The 17,184-nt window shown below is 64.8% G+C and carries 16 protein-coding genes; 8 read left to right on the forward strand and 8 right to left on the reverse strand.

Annotated features, from left to right (window positions below; all coding sequences use genetic code 11):
• Window positions 1-174 precede the first annotated feature (174 nt).
• Complete coding sequence (locus NX782_RS19035) at window positions 175-948, reverse strand: hypothetical protein (RefSeq protein ID WP_258847056.1); 774 nt, start codon at window positions 946-948, stop codon at window positions 175-177.
• Window positions 949-1,102: 154 nt separating this feature from the next.
• On the opposite strand from NX782_RS19035, the gene NX782_RS19040 reads away from it, so the two are divergent.
• A complete protein-coding gene (locus tag NX782_RS19040) occupies window positions 1,103-1,957 on the forward strand; it encodes a hypothetical protein (RefSeq protein ID WP_258847057.1) in 855 nt (284 codons plus the stop codon).
• A gap of 25 nt (window positions 1,958-1,982) precedes the next feature.
• Here NX782_RS19040 and NX782_RS19045 read toward each other — a convergent pair whose 3' ends face one another.
• From NX782_RS19045 to NX782_RS19065, 5 genes are read right to left on the reverse strand one after another with little or no spacing between them, the layout of a single operon-like run.
• Window positions 1,983-3,338: a sulfite reductase subunit alpha gene (locus NX782_RS19045; protein ID WP_258847058.1), complete on the reverse strand. Its 1,356-nt coding sequence runs from the start codon at window positions 3,336-3,338 to the stop codon at window positions 1,983-1,985.
• A gap of 10 nt (window positions 3,339-3,348) precedes the next feature.
• The gene (locus NX782_RS19050) at window positions 3,349-4,395 is read right to left on the reverse strand and encodes an FAD:protein FMN transferase (protein WP_258847059.1); all 1,047 of its coding nucleotides are present in this window, start codon (window positions 4,393-4,395) and stop codon (window positions 3,349-3,351) included.
• 11 nt (window positions 4,396-4,406) lie between these two features.
• Window positions 4,407-5,237 (reverse strand): DUF4198 domain-containing protein, encoded by an 831-nt coding sequence (locus tag NX782_RS19055; protein ID WP_258847060.1) that lies wholly within the window; start codon window positions 5,235-5,237, stop codon window positions 4,407-4,409.
• Window positions 5,238-5,247: 10 nt separating this feature from the next.
• Complete coding sequence (locus NX782_RS19060) at window positions 5,248-5,772, reverse strand: DUF2271 domain-containing protein (RefSeq protein WP_258847061.1); 525 nt, start codon at window positions 5,770-5,772, stop codon at window positions 5,248-5,250.
• 20 nt (window positions 5,773-5,792) lie between these two features.
• Window positions 5,793-6,467 carry a PepSY-associated TM helix domain-containing protein gene (locus NX782_RS19065; protein WP_258847108.1) on the reverse strand — a complete coding sequence of 225 codons (675 nt, stop codon included), beginning with the start codon at window positions 6,465-6,467 and terminating at the stop codon, window positions 5,793-5,795.
• Window positions 6,468-6,732: 265 nt separating this feature from the next.
• Here NX782_RS19065 and NX782_RS19070 point away from each other — a divergent pair, with 265 nt between their 5' ends.
• From NX782_RS19070 to NX782_RS19095, 6 genes are all read left to right on the forward strand, one after another.
• On the forward strand, window positions 6,733-9,588 hold the full coding sequence (locus NX782_RS19070; protein WP_258847062.1) for a 2-oxoglutarate dehydrogenase E1 component: 2,856 nt from the start codon (window positions 6,733-6,735) through the stop codon (window positions 9,586-9,588).
• 125 nt (window positions 9,589-9,713) lie between these two features.
• Window positions 9,714-10,982, forward strand: a complete 1,269-nt coding sequence (odhB, locus tag NX782_RS19075) for a 2-oxoglutarate dehydrogenase complex dihydrolipoyllysine-residue succinyltransferase (RefSeq protein ID WP_258847063.1) — start codon at window positions 9,714-9,716, stop codon at window positions 10,980-10,982.
• A gap of 66 nt (window positions 10,983-11,048) precedes the next feature.
• Window positions 11,049-11,387, forward strand: a complete 339-nt coding sequence (locus NX782_RS19080; RefSeq protein WP_258847064.1) for a PspC domain-containing protein — start codon at window positions 11,049-11,051, stop codon at window positions 11,385-11,387.
• 138 nt (window positions 11,388-11,525) lie between these two features.
• Entirely contained in the window at window positions 11,526-12,956 is a 1,431-nt protein-coding gene (gene lpdA, locus NX782_RS19085; protein ID WP_258847065.1) for a dihydrolipoyl dehydrogenase, read from the forward strand.
• Window positions 12,957-13,083: 127 nt separating this feature from the next.
• The gene (gene zapE, locus NX782_RS19090) at window positions 13,084-14,181 is read left to right on the forward strand and encodes a cell division protein ZapE (RefSeq protein ID WP_258847066.1); all 1,098 of its coding nucleotides are present in this window, start codon (window positions 13,084-13,086) and stop codon (window positions 14,179-14,181) included.
• A gap of 28 nt (window positions 14,182-14,209) precedes the next feature.
• Entirely contained in the window at window positions 14,210-14,905 is a 696-nt protein-coding gene (locus NX782_RS19095; RefSeq protein ID WP_258847067.1) for a hypothetical protein, read from the forward strand.
• Window positions 14,906-14,950: 45 nt separating this feature from the next.
• On the opposite strand, the gene NX782_RS19100 is transcribed toward NX782_RS19095, so the two are convergent.
• Both NX782_RS19100 and NX782_RS19105 read right to left on the reverse strand, forming a co-directional pair.
• A complete protein-coding gene (locus NX782_RS19100) occupies window positions 14,951-15,913 on the reverse strand; it encodes a gliding motility protein GldB-related protein (protein WP_258847068.1) in 963 nt (320 codons plus the stop codon).
• A gap of 83 nt (window positions 15,914-15,996) precedes the next feature.
• On the reverse strand, window positions 15,997-16,800 hold the full coding sequence (locus tag NX782_RS19105; RefSeq protein WP_258847069.1) for a PP2C family protein-serine/threonine phosphatase: 804 nt from the start codon (window positions 16,798-16,800) through the stop codon (window positions 15,997-15,999).
• Between the two features lie 157 nt (window positions 16,801-16,957).
• Between NX782_RS19105 and NX782_RS19110 the strand changes: the two genes are divergently transcribed.
• Window positions 16,958-17,158, forward strand: a complete 201-nt coding sequence (locus NX782_RS19110; RefSeq protein WP_258847070.1) for a YdcH family protein — start codon at window positions 16,958-16,960, stop codon at window positions 17,156-17,158.
• Window positions 17,159-17,184 lie beyond the last annotated feature (26 nt).

Below are 17,184 nucleotides of genomic sequence, written 5' to 3' on the forward strand. Positions count from 1 at the left end.
GCCGGCGGTGAGCACGGCGGATGAATGCATATCCGGTGTCGGAGATACACAAGAGATTGAAACAGTCTAGCGGCTTATCGTGTCAGACTGGTGACAAGGTCGGGCCGCCGCAACAGCTGCTATCCATCAAAGTTCGGCACATCTGAGGCCGCAGCACGCTATGTACACGGCACCTCAAGCCTTGAGGTAGTCGACCAATTGACCGAGTGGCCAAGCGCGGTGTGGGCGTAAATTGCCAGGCCTCGCATTGAAAATCATCTGACGAGACCACGTAAAGCTGTTGGCTGGGTCGCCGACCAGGTAAGCTGGCCGGCTTCCGCCCCGAGCGACGTAATCGACGTCCTTGTGCCAATAGGTGTCGTCGTGTGAAGTGCGATGCGCATGAGGCAGTATTGGGGGATGATAGAAGTCCGGAGAGACGCGTTGCGTATGTGTTAGCTGTTCGTGACGAGGAATCAGCACGTCACCGTTTACATGTCGGCTTGCATTTTTTGCGTCGAGGGTTGTGCTACGGCCTGATGCTCGTAAGGCTTGGACCAGGTCGAACTGAGAAGCATACGCTTCCCCAACCCGCATCAGGAATGCCAGAGATTGCCGATGACCGAACTTGGCACCGGACCCAGTCATGCCGGCTACCCAAACGCCATCGCGCCACTGTGATGGAGACAGGACAGTGCGAGTACTGTGCTTGCAAGTAAGCAGCGTTATGAAACCACCGCAGAAGTTAGGCGCACTTGCGGTTTGCTTGACGTTGCCATCTTCATCCAGCCGCAGGGTTTCAACAACATAGGTGTAGCACGGTTGTTTTTCGAGCGGACCAAACCTGCCGAGCCGGGCACACAGGGCCTCTAAATCGAGATTGTGCGCGGCACTGGTGATGACATTGTCGCCGTTCCACCCTTTACTTTGGGTCTGCTGCCCAGTGAAGTCAATTGCAGTGGTAGGCAACTTGGGCGCACATCCACGGTTCGTTCCTCGTACAGGTGGCGCTTGCTTTTCGGACGGGCGGCAGGATCTGGTCATGGTTGTTCTAAGCCCCACAGGTTAAGACGGTTTTATTATCATATATGATCGATAACCGTTCAGGTCGACTGCCAATTTGATGACATTATCTGCTCCTTTACTCACTTATAGCGAACGCGTAGAGCGTGGTTATAGCCTGGCCAGCCTCCAGAGTCTGCTGCGCCAGATCCGTGCAGAGGGACGTTACCGTGACGCATGGGGCGTGAATGCACTTACAACTGCTAACCTTGGCGCGTTTAACGCAGAAGAAGCAAAACGCGAATTGGCAGCAGCGGCAGACGCAGGTCGACTCGGCAATTCAGGCTTTCAGCCGAAGTTTGCAAATTCAGCAAGTGGGCTCTCACATGGCTTGAATCCCTATACTGACTGGACAATGTCCTTGCTCGATGCTCCTCCCCGGCACACTTATTTGTTCCTGGGACTCGACTTCTACGACATTGCTGATCTCGGGAGGCAGGCAGACTGGAACGCCTATCTACAAAACCCATTTATGGATCGAGATCCGTTTTGGCATAGGTTGTGGGCGTGGATAATGGACCGCACTGAGGTCAACAGTAACAAGCGCGTGGTTTGGCAAACCGGGGTCGCTCCCCTAGAAGCGGCACGCTTCGTCAAGGCCGACGGCGGGGCCTTTATTTTTCACAATTTGATTCCTTATCTGCGGCCCGCAGGCGTTGGCAGCACAGAGAAGGATTGGCCTAGCCGGGAATGGAACAAGCTTTCAGTGCAAGCCGATATCGTAGAAGATCTTCGCCTGCTTCGCGACTCCGTCCGTCATCCGATTCGTGCGTACTGCACGAGTGCAGCGGCTATAAAGGCGCTTACCAAAGCAGGGTTTAACGACAGGGAGGTCGTTTGCTGGAGCGCTCATCCATCGAAAGTGTTTTATCCATCGACGTTGTATCCGCGTGGCTTACATTTCAAAAAGATATGATGAGAAAAAATCAATCGTCGGTAGGTTAGTACACGTCACGCCGGTAGCGTCCCTCGTCAGCGAGGTGCTCCACCACATCGCCGCCAAGTATCTCCTGCAGGGTCTCATGCACCCCGCCCGCCATCCCCTGCAGGCTGCCGCACACATAAATCGCGGCGTCATGCGCCACCCACTGCCGCACCAGCGCCGCCTGCTCGCGCAGCACGTCCTGCACGTAGCGGCGACGCGGCTGGCCATCCTGCTGGTCGCGCGAGAACGCCAGGTCCAGCTTTTCCAGCCAGCCGGCTTCCACCCAGCCTTCCAGCTCGTGGCGCAGCAGGAAGTCGTGGGCCGCATTGCGTTCGCCGAACAGCAGCCAGTTCTCGCGCACCCCAAGCGCGATGCGGGCGCGCAGCAGGCCGCGCAGGCCGGCCAGGCCGCTGCCGTTGCCGATCAAAAGCATGGGCCGGCGTGCGTTGTCGCCGAGGCGGAAGCGCTGGTGCGCGCGGATGCGCAGGGGGATCGTGTCGTCCGGCCGCGCGCTTTCGCACAGCCAGCCGGAGGCCGCGCCGGGACTGCCGTCCTCGCGCTTTTGCAGGCGCACCAGCAGTTCCAGGCGGCCGTCCGCGGGAATCGAGGCGATCGAGTATTCGCGCGGATGCCCGGGGTCGGCGGGGGCGCTGACCTGGGCCAGGTCGCCGGCTTCCCAGGCGGGCAGGCCGCCGTCCAGCGGCGCCAGCACCAGGCGGTAAAGAGGCGCACCCTGGCTGCCGGGGTTGAGCAGCGTGCGCTCGGCGATGCGCCAGCCGGCATAAGCCGGCGCTTCCCAGTCGGGGGCGTCGACGGTGCCGGCCAGGCGGCCCAGGTGGTGCTGCCAGTCTTCCAGGGCCTTGCCGGCGCCGCGGTCGACGTCGATGCGCTCGAACAGCGGCGTGGCGCCGGCCTTGGCCAGCCAGGCGTCCAGCGCGCGGCCGAAACCGCAGAAGTTGGCGTAGCTGCGGTCGCCCAGGGCCAGCACGGCGTAGTGCAGGTGGGCCAGGTCGGCACCCTCCGCCATCAGGCGTTCGGCAAAGCGCGCGGCCGTGTCCGGGGCGTCGCCTTCGCCGTAGGTGCTGGCGACGAACAGGATGCGGGTGGCGCCGCGCAGGCTGCCTTCGTCGAGGCTGGAGATGCACACGGCGCGCGCCGCCAGGCCGCCGGTGGCCAGCAGTTCGGCGCTGCGTTGGGCCAGGTATTCGGCGCTGCCGGTCTGGCTGGCGTACACGACCAGCCAGTCGGCCGCGGGGGCGTGCGCGCTGCGGCGGGCACGCGCCGCGCGCCAGTAGCCCGCGCACAGCGCCAGGTAGCTGGCCGACAGCAGCAGTGCGCCGCCCCAGCGCAGCGGGTCGATCGTCATCATCATTCTTGCAGTCTCATTGCAGCAGCGCGCGCCAGGCTGGCGTGTGCACTTCGCGCAAGCCATCGCCTTCGCGCACCAGGTAGCGCGCCGCCAGGCCGCGCTGTTCGGCGAAGGGCAGGCCGGCGTCCACGCCCATCACGGTCAGCGCGGTCGAGAGCGCATCGGCCGCCATGCAGGTCGGCGCCAGCACCGTGCATGATGCGACATCGTTGGCGATCGGGTAGCCGGTGCGCGGGTCCAGCGTGTGCGAGGCGCGGCGCTGGGCCGGGCTCATGGAAAGCTGGTAGTAACGGCGATAGTCGCCGGAGGTGGCCACCGCCAGGCCGTGCAGGGCGACCACCGCTTGCGGTACCGGGCCAGCTGCGGCATCGGGCACGCCTTCGAGTTCGACCCACCACGGCTGGCCATCGTCCTTGACGCCGGCGCCGCGCAGTTCGCCGCCGACTTCGACCAGGTAGTGGCGCAGGCCCAGCGCTTCCAGGCGCTGCGCCAGGCAGTCGACCGCATAGCCCTTGGCCACCGAGGACAGGTCGAGGATGGCGCCGCCCGGCTGGTACAGCGCGCGCTGGTCGCGGTCCAGGCGTGGGCGGCGGCCCTGGCGTTCGGCGAGGACGGCGGCCACCAGCTCGCGGTCCGGCGCGTAGAAGCCGGCCTGGTCGTAGCGCGAGGTCGGGCCGAAGCCCCACAGGTTGACCAGGGCGCCGGCAGCCGGGTCGTAGGCGCCGCCGGTCTCTTCACGCACCGACAGCGCGTAGTCCATCACCGCGAAGAACTGCGGCGGCAGCGCATGCCAGCTGCCGGCGGGCGCGCGGTTGTAGTGCGAGAGCAGGGAAGCGCCGTCCCAGTGGCTCATCTGCGCGACGATCTGGTCCAGCTCTTCCTGCAGCAGCTGCCGGATGGCGGCGCCCGACGCGAGGTCGAGCGCCGGCGGCACCATCATCCGGGCCGACCAGCTGGTACCCATCGAGACGCCGCCCAGCGTGCGCAGGAGGCAGCCGGGGGCGGGCGGGACCGGGTCGATCTCGAGTGGAACCAGGACGGCGCGCATCGGGGAGGCCATGGAATGCGCGCTTACTCCGGCAGGATCTCGAGCGTGGCCGAGTAGCTGTAGCGCTTGGTGTCGGCCGGGCCTTGCTCGCCGGGGCCGCGCGGCGCGTTGGCCGGGTAAGCTGCGCTCAGCCAGTACATGTTCGGTGCCGGCAGGGTGAAGGTGGCTTCGCCTTTCGCATCGGTGGTGAGGCGCACTTCGTTCAGCGTGCCGCGGTACTTCACGCCGCCCGGGATCAGGCTGAAGGGGAAGTTGGCCAGCGGCTTGCCGTCCAGCTGGAAGCGGAAGGTCGCCTTTTCGCCGGTGTGCAGCTCGTTCGGGTGGGTGACCGGCACCAGTTCGAGGCCGGTGCCGAGCGGCTTGAGGGCGCCGGTGCTGGCCTTGTTGGCGGTGACGAAGGTGTCCTGGCGCTGGACCGTGGTCGTGCGCCTGACGTCGGTGACGCCGGCCGGGATCTCCTTGTCCGCGGTCTGCGCGCTGGCGCGGAAGCGTTTCGTCTCGCCGTTCAGCTGGTAGCTGCCCATGACGCTGGCCCCGGCCAGGGTGATGCGGTAGGTGCCGTTCTTCGGCAGCTTCAGGTCGACGCTGGAGCGGAACTTGCTCATGGTGGCGGCGGGCGCCGGGGCGGTCTGGCCGTCCGGATCGGTGACCGTCAGGCCGTCCATGCGCAAGGGCAGGTGGTCGAGGTCGAACAGGCCTTCCGACACGGCGCCGTCGATCGTGACCCAGGCTTCGCGGTCGGTCTCGATCAGGGTGCTGCTCGGCAGCATCCAGGGCTTGTGGGCCTGGGCGGCGCAGGCCATGCCGGCCAGGATGGTGGTGATCGCGAACTGCTTGAAGAATTTGTTTTGCATGGTGAACCCCTTATTGGACCGAGATCGAAACCGCGCCCAGCTCTTCCTTGCCGCTGGCGCTCGCTGCCAGCTTGCCCTTGGCCGGCCAGGTGAAGGGCACGCGCACCAGTTCGCGGCCGCCGGCTTCGCGTGCGGCCTCGATGACCAGCTTGTAGTCGCCGGCCGGCAGCTTGTCCAGGCCGGCCCTGGCGCCGGCGAAGTTCATGGTCTGCACGCCCGCCGAACGGGTCGCGCCGGAGACGCCATCCATCGGCAGCTCGACGTCGCGGCCGGCCTTGCGCCACCAGGTGCGCATGTCCTTGACCCACTTGGTGCCGGCGTTGTCCTTCTTCTTGACGTCGTACAGCACCGCAAGAGTGGAAGCGACAGTCTGGTCGGCGCGCTCGATCCAGATCGCGACGTAGGGCTTGTGGTACTCGGCCACGTTCAGCTGCGGTAGTTCGAACTTGACGGTCAGGTCGGCGGCCATCGCGCCGTTGGAGACCAGCGGCAGCGCCAAGGGCAGCGTCAGGGCGAGCGATCGGGACAGTTTCATGGGCATGCTTTCAAGTGGGATTAATGAACGAACAGGAGTGCCAGCACGATGGGCAGCACGATCCCGAAGCCGATCACCGGCCAGGTCGAGGGCCGGTTGGCGGCGTGGTATTTCAGGATCAGGAAACCGGTGATGCAGAAGACCAGGCAGGCGCCGGCGAAAATGTCGATGAACCAGCTCCACACGGCGCCGGTGTTGCGGCCCTTGTGCATGTCGTTGAGCCAGGAGATCCAGCCGCGGTCGGTCTTCTCGTATTCGGCCTGGCCGTCGACGCCGATGCGCAGCCAGGCGTCGCCGCCGGGGCGGGGCAGGGGCACGTAGGCGTCTTCCTCGCTCCACTCGGCGTTCACGCCGCGCACGTCGACCGGGAAGGTCTGGTTCGCCCAGCCGGCCAGTTCGTCCGGCAGCGGCAGTTTGGCGTCCACGTGCTCCCCGGCGAAGGCGGCCAGGCGCTCGCGCAGCGGGGCGGGCAGCGTGGCCTTCTGGCGCGTCACGCTCGGTTTGGCCTCGATCTGGGAGGCATGGTTCAGGGTGAAGCCGGTGATGCTGAACAGGAGCATCGCCATCAGGCAGAGGGCGGAACTGATCCAGTGCCACTGGTGCAGCTGGCGCAGCCAGACGGCGCGGCGGGCTCCAGGGAGAACTGGAGAGGCGGCAGTGTTTTGCGAGGGAGATTTTGAACCGGTCGAGTGCATGCGGTAAATGATAACTATTATCATTTAGCGCGTCAACTCAGCTGTTTGGATGCCGCACAGTAACAAATAAAAACAAAGTCGCTCTCTGTCGTGCTCGACGCCTTGCGTTACAATACCGTGCGCTAAAAGGCTGCACCTTGGCCTCTGTAGAGTCCTTCCCCCACAACTTGAGTAGTAGTGCGATCCGCTAACCGGTCAGGCCGTGTCGCGGAAGGTTTGAATAACCCGCCCCAAAATCGCGAAGCGCGAAGAAAGGTGAGCAAGAATGATGCAACAATACGAAGCCAACTCGTACCTGTTCGGCGGAAATGCGCCGTATGTGGAAGAGTTGTATGAAGCCTACCTGAACAATCCGGGTTCGGTCCCGGACAACTGGCGCGCCTATTTCGACGCGATGCAGCACATGCCGGCAGTCGACGGCAGCGCCAAGCCCGACGTCGCACACGCCTCCGTGATCGCCTCCTTCGCCGAACGCGCCAAGCAGGGTCCGATCCGCACCGTGATGGCCTCGCCGGACGCTGAACTCGGCCGCAAGCGCGTCGCCGTCACCCAGCTGATCGCCGCCTACCGCTACCTCGGCTCGCGCTGGGCCAACCTGGACCCGCTGCAGCGCCAGGAACGCCCGCCGATCCCGGAACTGGATCCGGCCTTCTACGGTTTCAGCGAAGCCGACCTCGATACCAAATTCAATATCAGCAACACCTATTTCGGCCAGGAAACCGCATCGCTGCGCGACCTGCTGAACATGTTGCGCGACACCTACTGCCGCTCGATCGGCGCTGAGTTCATGTACGTCAGCGACCCGACCGAGAAGCGCTGGTTGCAGGAGAAGCTCGAGTCGATCCGTTCGACCCCGGCCTTCACCGCCGAAAAGAAAAAGCACATCCTCGAGCGCCTGACCGCGGCCGAAGGCCTGGAGCGCTACCTCCACACCAAGTACGTCGGCGCCAAGCGCTTCTCGCTGGAAGGCGGCGAGTCCTTCATCGCCTCGATGGACGAAGTGATCCAGCGCGCCGGTGAGCAGGGCGTCCAGGAAATCGTGATCGGCATGGCCCACCGCGGCCGCCTGAACGTCCTGGTCAACACCCTGGGCAAGGCACCGTCCGAGCTGTTCGAAGAATTCGAAGGCAAGCACGCCGACGACCTGCCGGCAGGCGACGTCAAATACCACCAGGGCTTCTCGAGCGACATCTCGACCCCGGGCGGTCCGGTTCACCTGTCGCTGGCGTTCAACCCGTCGCACCTGGAAATCGTCAACCCGGTCGTGGAAGGCTCGGTCAAGGCCCGCATGGAACGCCGCGGCGACCGCAAGGGCAAGGAAGTGCTGCCGATCCTGGTGCACGGCGACGCCGCATTCGCCGGCCAGGGCGTGGTCATGGAAACCCTGAACCTGGCCCAGACCCGCGGCTACGGCACCGGCGGTACCGTCCACATCGTCATCAACAACCAGATCGGTTTCACCACCTCGGACCCGCGCGACGCCCGTTCGACCATCTATTGCACCGACGTGGTCAAGATGATCGAAGCACCGGTGCTGCACGTGAACGCCGACGATCCGGAAGCCGTCGTGCTGGCCACGCAGATCGCGATGGACTACCGCACCGAGTTCCACAAGGACGTCGTGGTCGACATCGTCTGCTACCGCAAGCTGGGCCACAACGAGCAGGACACCCCGGCGCTGACCCAGCCGCTGATGTACAAGAAGATCGCCAAGCACCCGGGCACCCGCAAGATGTACGCGGACAAGCTGGCTGCGCAGGGCACCATCGCTGCCGAAGGCGGCGACCAGATGGTGGCCGAATACCGCGCCGCGATGGACGCCGGCAAGCACACCATCGATCCGGTGCTGACCGACTTCAAGAACAAGTACGCCGTCGACTGGGCGCCGTTCCTGAACAAGAAGTGGACCGACGCCGCCGACACCGCCGTGCCGCTGACCGAGCTGAAACGCCTGGCCCAGCGCATCACCACCGTGCCGGAAAACTTCAAGCTGCACTCGCTGGTCGAGAAGGTGCTGGGCGACCGCGCCAAGATGGGCCAGGGCGAGATGAACCTGGACTGGGGCATGGGCGAACACCTGGCCTACGCCTCGCTGCTGTCCTCGGGCTACGCGGTCCGCCTGTCGGGCCAGGACGCCGGCCGCGGCACCTTCGTGCACCGTCACGCCGTGCTGCACGACCAGAACCGCGAGCGCTGGGACCAGGGTATCTACCTGCCGCTGGCGAACGTCTCGGACAACCAGGCCAACTTCACCGTCATCGACTCCGTGCTGTCGGAAGAAGCGGTGCTCGGCTTCGAATACGGTTACTCGACCGCCGAGCCGAACACGCTGACCATCTGGGAAGGCCAGTTCGGCGACTTCGTCAACGGCGCGCAGGTCGTGATCGACCAGTTCATCGCTTCGGGCGAAGTGAAGTGGGGCCGCGCCTCGGGCCTGGTGCTGATGTTGCCGCACGGCTACGAAGGCCAGGGTCCGGAGCACTCGTCGGCACGTATCGAGCGCTTCCTGCAGCTGTGCGCAGACCACAACATGCAAGTCGTGCAGCCGACCACCGCTGCGCAGATCTTCCACCTGCTGCGCCGCCAGATGGTGCGCCAGTTCCGCAAGCCGCTGGTCATCTTCACGCCGAAGTCGCTGCTGCGTAACAAGGACGCCGGCTCGCCGCTGACCGACCTGGCCAAGGGCGGCTTCCAGACCGTCATCGGCGAACTGGACGAGAAGATCGACGCCAACAAGGTCAAGCGCGTGCAGGTCTGCTCGGGCAAGGTCTACTACGACCTGGTCAACACCCGCAAGACCCGCAACGCGAACGACACGGCCATCATCCGTCTCGAGCAGCTGTATCCGTTCCCGCACAAGGCTTTCGTCGCCGAACTGAAGAAGTTCCCGAACGCGACCGAAGTGGTGTGGGTCCAGGACGAGCCGCAGAACCAGGGTCCGTGGTTCCAGATCCAGCACAACATCTTCGAAAGCATGGAAGCGGGCCAGCGCCTGTCGTACGCCGGCCGTCCTGCTTCGGCGTCCCCGGCCGTCGGCTATGCCGACAAGCACGTGGCGCAGCAGAAGGAACTGCTGGAAACCGCGTTCTCGAAGTTGAAGGGGTTCATCCTCACCAAGTGAGGATGAGGGGCGCCGCACGCTCGCGCGTGCCGCTTCTGACCAAGTAAATAGTAAATTGGCCCAAGAGCGCCCCGCGTTGTCATAAACGCCGCGGGGCTTTGGCAAAAAATATACGGAGTTTTTAAATGGCACAAATCGAAGTCAAGGTCCCCCAACTGTCGGAATCGGTTGCTGAAGCGACCCTGCTGTCCTGGCATAAGAAAGTCGGCGAAGCCGTTTCGCGCGACGAGAACATGATCGACATCGAGACCGACAAGGTGGTCCTGGAACTGCCGGCACCGAGCGCCGGCGTGATCGTGCAGCTGATCAAGGCAGACGGCGCCACCGTCGTCTCCGGCGAAACCATCGCGATCATCGATACCGAAGCATCGGCGCAGACCAGCCCGATCGCCATCACTTCCGCACCGGTCGCCAACGCCCCGGCCGCCGCCGCAGCGCCGCAGGCTTCCGCCTCGACCGGCAGCAAGGGCGACGTCGCCATGCCGGCCGCCGCCAAGATCCTGGCCGACAACAACCTGACCACCGCCGACGCCACCGGCTCCGGCCGTGACGGCCGCGTGACCAAGGGCGACGCCCTGGCCGCCGTCGCCAACAAGGGCGCCGTCGCACCGGCCGCCCCGGCACCGCTGCAGCAGCAAGCCGCCAAGCCGGCCCTGCAGCAAGTCGCCGCACCGGCCCCGGCCAACCTGGGCGACCGTCCGGAAGAGCGCGTGCCGATGAGCCGCCTGCGCGCCCGTATCGCCGAGCGCCTGCTGCAGTCGCAGTCGACCAACGCCATCCTGACCACCTTCAACGAAGTCAACATGGCTCCGGTCATGGAACTGCGCGCCAAGTACAAGGACAAGTTCGAGAAGGAACACGGCGTCAAGCTGGGCTTCATGTCCTTCTTCGTCAAGGCCGCCGTGGCAGCCCTGAAGAAGTACCCGATCCTGAACGCTTCGGTCGACGGCAACGACATCATCTATCACGGCTACTTCGACATCGGTATCGCTGTCGGTTCGCCGCGTGGCCTGGTGGTGCCGATCCTGCGCAACGCCGACCAGATGACGATCGCCGAAATCGAGAAGAAGATCGGTGAATTCGGTGCCAAGGCCAAGGAAGGCAAGCTGACCCTGGAAGACCTGACCGGCGGTACCTTCTCGATCTCGAACGGCGGTACCTTCGGCTCGATGCTGTCGACCCCGATCATCAACCCGCCGCAGTCGGCCATCCTGGGCGTGCACGCGACCAAGGACCGCGCCGTCGTCGAAAACGGCCAGATCGTGATCCGTCCGATGAACTACCTGGCGATGTCCTACGACCACCGCATCATCGACGGCCGCGAAGCCGTGCTGGGCCTGGTCGCCATGAAGGACGCGCTGGAAGATCCGGCACGCCTGCTGCTGGACCTGTAATTCACGGCCACCGGGTTGCGGCCCGGTGCGTTCGCTGATTCGTTCGTTTGATGAAGGGGAGTCACCATGATTGCCGATGAACTCAAGCGTTTGCACGAACTGCACCAGGCCGGCGCCCTGACCGACGCCGAATTCGAACAGGCCAAGGCGAAGATCCTGTCCTCCTCGAACGTGAACCTGAACAAGGGCGCGTCGACGGCATCCGGCGGGAGCTTCGCGTCCGAACTCAACAGCCTGCGCCGCTCGCGCAGCGACCGCTGGATCAGCGGCGTCTGCGGCGGCCTGGCCAAGGTCTCGGACGTCGATGCGTGGGTGTGGCGGCTGGTATTTGCCGCCTTCACCCTCACCTTCGGATTCGGGGCGGTGATTTACCTGCTGCTGTGGATCTTCGTACCGGAAGAATAATTTAACAGTCGTACCCGCGAAATTTTTGCCGTCATTCCCGCGAAAGCGGGAATCCATACGCCGCGTGATCAGTGGCTCAGCATGGATCCCCGCTTTCGCGGGGATGACGGGCAGAGGGGTACGAATAAGGAATCAATAATGAGCGAAAAACAATTTGACGTCGTCGTGATCGGCGGCGGCCCCGGCGGCTATGTGGCTGCCATCCGCGCTGCCCAGCTGGGCTTCAAGGTTGCCTGCATCGACGAGGCAAAGAACGCCAAGGGCGGCCCGGCCCTGGGCGGCACCTGCACCAACGTCGGCTGCATCCCGTCGAAGGCGCTGCTGCAATCGTCGGAACACTTCGAGCACGCCGGCCACGCTTTCAAGGAGCACGGCATCAACGTGCAGGGCCTGGAGCTGGATCTGGCCCAGATGCTGAAGCGTAAGGATGGCGTGGTCAAGGCCAACAACGACGGCATCGTCTACCTGTTCAAGAAGAACAAGGTCACCTTCTTCCACGGCCGCGGCACCCTGGCCGGCAAGGCTGGCGAAGGCTTCACCGTCAACGTCACCGGCGCCGCCAACGAGACCATCACCGCCAAGAACGTGATCGTCGCCACCGGCTCGAACCCGCGCGAACTGCCGAACGCACCGTTCGACGAGAAGATCGTCCTGTCGAACACCGGCGCACTGGCCATCGATGCCGTCCCGGGCTCCCTGGGCGTGATCGGCGCCGGCGTCATCGGCCTGGAAATGGGTTCGGTGTGGCGTCGCCTGGGCGCCAAGGTCACCGTGCTGGAAGGCCTGCCGGCCTTCCTGGGCGCGGTCGACCAGCAGATCGCCAAGGAAGCGCAGAAGGCCTTCGTCAAGCAGGGTCTGGACATCCACCTGGGCGTTAAGATCGGTAACATCACCAAGGGCGACAACAACGTCACCGTGGAATACGCCGATGCCAGCGGCGCGGCGCAGACCGCGACCTTCGATCGCCTGATCGTCTCGATCGGCCGCGTGCCGAACACCATCGGCCTGGGCTTCGAGTCGGTCGGCCTGCAGCTCGACGAGCGCGGCTTCATCGCCGTCGACGACGAGTGCCGCACCGGCGTGCCGGGCATCTGGGCAGTCGGCGACGTCGTGCGCGGCCCGATGCTGGCGCACAAGGCGGAAGAAGAGGGCGTCGCAGTTGCCGAGCGCATCGCCGGCCAGCACGGCCACGTCAACTTCAACACGATTCCGTGGGTGATCTACACCTCGCCGGAAATCGCCTGGGTTGGCCGCACCGAAGAGCAGCTCAAGAAGGACGGCGTCGCCTACAAGGCCGGCACCTTCCCGTTCATGGCCAACGGCCGTGCGCGCGCGCTGGGCGACACCACCGGTATGGTGAAGGTGATCGCCGACGCCGCCACCGACGAGATCCTGGGCGTGCACATCGTGGGCCCGGTCGCTTCCGAGCTGATCTCGGAAGCCGTGGTGGCGATGGAGTTCAAGGCTTCGGCTGAAGACATCGCACGCATCTGCCACGCTCACCCGACCCTGTCGGAAGCCACCAAGGAAGCCGCGCTCGCCGTCGACAAGCGTTCGCTGAACTTCTAAATATGTATGGCCGGGCGATATGCCCGGCGCAGGGTGGGCACCCCGTGCTCACGTGTGACGTTCGCAAATCGCATGCGTCCGCGTGGGCACGGGGTGCCCACCCTGCATTTATCCGAGCAGTCCTCTCATGAACGTTCAAGAGTATTATCAGCACGCCCTCAACGAGCGCGGTTTCAAGTCCGACGCGGCCCAGCAGCGCGCGGTAGACCGCCTGCAGCAGGCGTACGACGACTGGGTCCATTACAAGGCCCAGCGGTCGTCCGCTTTCAAGCGCCTGATCAACCGTCCCGATGTCCCGCGCGGCGTCTACATGTGGGGCGGGGTGGGGCGCGGCAAGTCCTTCCTGATGGACAGCTTCTATTCGGTGGTGCCGGTGGTGCGCAAGACGCGCCTGCACTTTCACGAATTCATGCGCGCCGTGCACCGCCAGCTCGACGAGCTGAAGGGCATGGAAGACCCGCTGATCGAAGTCGCCAAGCGCATCGCCAAAAAGTACCGCCTGATCTGTTTCGACGAATTCCACGTCAACGACGTCGCCGACGCGATGATCATGTACAACCTGCTCACGGCCCTGTTCGACAACGGCGTCTCCTTCGTGATGACCTCGAACTACGATCCGGACAAGCTGTACCCGGACGGCCTGCACCGCGACCGCATGCTGCCGACCATCGCGCTGCTGAAGGACAGGCTGGACGTGATGAACGTCGACGCCGGCATCGACTACCGCCACCGCGCGCTGGAGCAGGTGCAGGCCTATTACACGCCGCTCAACGCCGCCAGCGACAAGATGCTGCGCGACACCTGGGCCAAGGTCGCCGATACCGCCGACGAGAATCCGGTGGTGCGCATCGAACAGCGCGAGATCCGCGCGCTGCGCCATGCCGGCGGCGCGATCTGGTTCGACTTCGCGACCCTGTGCGGCGGCCCACGCTCGCAGAACGACTACCTCGAACTGTCGAGCCGCTTCCACACCGTGATCCTGTCCGGCGTGCCGCGCATGTCGGCGGCGATGTCGTCCGAGGCGCGCCGCTTCACCTGGCTGATCGACGTGTTCTACGACCACAAGGTCAAGCTGATCATGTCGGCCGAGGTCGCGCCCGAGCAGCTGTACACGGAAGGCGCGATGTCGAACGAGTTCCACCGCACCGTGTCGCGTATCATTGAGATGCAATCGCGCGAGTACATGCTGGCCGAGCGCCGCGGCGCCGCCGACGCGCTTGCGTGAACCCATCGCAAAGGACAAGAACAAGACGATGAAGACCGATATGACGATCCACCGTGCGATCCCGGCCACGCTGCTGGGCACGCTTTTGAGCGCGCTGCTGGCCGCCTGCGGCAGCACCGGCCCGGCGCCGCGCGAAGTGCCGCCGCCGCCCGTGACTTCCGTGGCCCAGGCCGACCAGCAACTGGCCGCGGTGGCGCGCGAGCGTGCCGGCATCGAAGCCCGCTTCGCCGAGCGCGAGCGCGTGTGCTACACCAAGTTCTTCGTCACCAACTGCCTCGACGAAGCCAAGGAGCAGCGCCGCAGCGCCCTGTCGGCGCAGCGCGCGATCGAGATCCAGGCCGAGCGCTTCAAGCGCCAGGCCGTGGTCGACGAGCGCGACCGCAAGCTGGCCGAGGCGGATAAAAAATACCGTGAAGAAGAGGCGCGCCTGGCGGCCCAGCCTTCGGCGCCGCCGCGCACGGTCCAGGACCTGCCGCCGCCGCGGGCAGCCGTCGCGCCGCAACGCGTTGCCGAACGCGATGCGCGCCTGAAGGAAGCCCAGGCCAAGGAAGCCGCCGAAGCGCCGCAGCGCGCGAAGAACGTGCGCGACTACGAGCGCCGCAAGGCCGAATCGGAAGAGCGCCAGCGCGAGGTGGCACGCAAGAAGGCCGAGCGTGCCGCGAAGGCGGCCAAGAAAGCCGAAGAAGAAAAGGCGGCCAAGGCGGCGGCCAAGCCGGCCCAGTAACCCGGATCCGGCCGTCGTGCCGGCACCCGGCGGCGCCTGCCACGCTCACGAGCCGTAGCCGCTGGCCTCCAGGATCGCGTTCGGGTCCTTCAATTCGATCAGGTCGCGGATGGCGGCATGCTTGTCTCTGGCGCGCGCCACATACGCTTCGGCGATGCGCATGCCGATCCAGTAGCCGGCCTCGTACGGCCAGCCCTCGGGCGCCGAGCCGTAATTCGAGAGCCAGCGCTGGTAGTGCGGGCTGGCGCCCGGCTTATTGAGGCTCTTGCTGTCCGCCTTCAATGCCTGGCGGTCGCGCTGGAATTCCTGCCAAAGCCAGGCTTCGCGCTCCCTGGCCCAGGCATCGCGGCGCGCGTCGGGGGTCTGGCCGGTGACGAGGCTCGCAAGATAATCGGCAACGCCCTCGCGCAAGGATTGATCCAGCAAGGGATCCAGCCGCCCCTGCGGGCTCGACTCGCGCTGCCAGGTGTGGACGGTTTCATGCGCAAAGAAATCGCGCATGGTGGCGCGGAACTTGTCGGGCGTGGCGCCCATCTGGCAGACGACTTCCAGACCGATCACCTGCGCCTCGCTATTCGCGGTGCCGCCCGAATTGCTGGCGCCGAACACGACGTGGATGGCGGGCAGTGGGCGTTCCGGCACAAGGCCGGCAAAGGCCAGGTAGATCGCCCGCAGGTCGCTGCGCAGCGCGGGCAGTTGCGGCAGGCACTCGCGGATGGCTTGGCGGTAGTTGTCCTGCCTGGCGGCCACCACCCGCGCCAGGTTCGCGGCATCGACGATCCGGTTCGGGGTGAAGATCCTGACGCCCCGTCCGGCGCCGTCGAGGTAGCCGCGCTGCAGGACTTCGGCCGTGGGCAGGGCGCCATCCTTCATCAGGCCGGCGAAACGCTGCGCATCGACGATGTCGATGTCCGCGGTCAGCGGATCGACACCGGCGGCGGCCGTCGTGGCTGCGGTGAGTGGGGTCGCAATGGCGGCGAAGGCGAGGAGGGCGGCAAGCTTTTTCACTGGCGTTATCGTTGCGTTCAGAATCGTTCACGATAGCATGTTGATACTATCGGGAAATTCACGCATTTCCACGCCCGAAACCTTTACACCGCCCGGCGCAGCTTCTCGACCGTGTAGTTGCCGGCATCCTGGGGCGGGCGCACCAGCTTCAGGATTGCCATCGTGCAGTTGCCGCCCTTGCCCTGCGAGCGTTCGGCAGCCTTGTTGATGAGCATTTCGGAAGCCTGGCGCGGCGTGGCGCGCGCGGTCGCGGCGCCCAGTTCGGCGTCGGTAAAGAAGTGCCACAGGCCGTCCGAGGCCAGCAGGAACACGTCGCCGGCGGCCAGGCCGCCGTGGTGGCCGATGGCGACAAAGGGATCCTTGCGGCCATTGCCCAGCACGTTCACCAGCAGCTTCGACTTGCGGTGATTTTTGGCCGCGTCCGGCGGCAGGCGGTCGCTGGCCACCAAGTGCTCGACATAGCCGGCATCGCTGGTGCGCGCCAGGCAGGCACCGTCCTGGAAATGGTAGAGGCGGGAGTCGCCGACGTGCGCCCAGACCGCCTCGCCGTGCGGGCTCAGGATCAGCCCGACGAAGCTGGCATGCGCCTCGAGGCCGGTCGTCACGGCGTTCATCTTGATGACCAGGTGCGTCTCCTGCACGATGTCGCGCAGCAGCTGTTCGAGGCGCTCGATGCCGGGGCCGTCGGCCGGCTTGAACAGGTCGAACACCTGCTTGGCCGTGTGCAGTACCTGCTCGGAAGCCGCGGCGCCGGCGATGCCGTCGGACAGGATCGCCAGCACGTAGCCGGGCGCGCGGGCGCCCGTCATCAAGGCGACCCGGTCATTCTGTTGCGGGCGGTTGCCGATGTGCTGCGCGGTTCCCGCTTCTAACTTGTATGAACTCATAAACGTGGCTTTCCGATACCGGCTTGCCGATCTTTGTTGGCGGCAACGTCGGCGTAGATTAAACTATGCACTGGTTTGCATCACAGTTGCAAGCCGTAACGACGATTCACGTCCTCCCATCCTCAGCTTCAGCCTCTTAAGTTCGGAATTGCCTATCATGATCGACGTCCAGGAGATCCAGCGCCGTATTATTGAACTCGACGTGGAACATCGCGACCTCGACGCTGTCATCGACATGCTCACCCGTGACGGCCATTCCGACCAATTACAGTTGCGACGTCTGAAGAAGCGCAAGCTGCAGCTGAAGGACCACATCACTTTGCTGAAAATGCAGTTGGTGCCGGACGTGCCGGCGTAAGCTGTCAGTCTTTCACCGACAAGAAT

Source organism: Massilia norwichensis (assembly GCF_024753245.1).
Taxonomy (GTDB): Bacteria; Pseudomonadota; Gammaproteobacteria; order Burkholderiales; family Burkholderiaceae_D; genus Telluria; species Telluria norwichensis.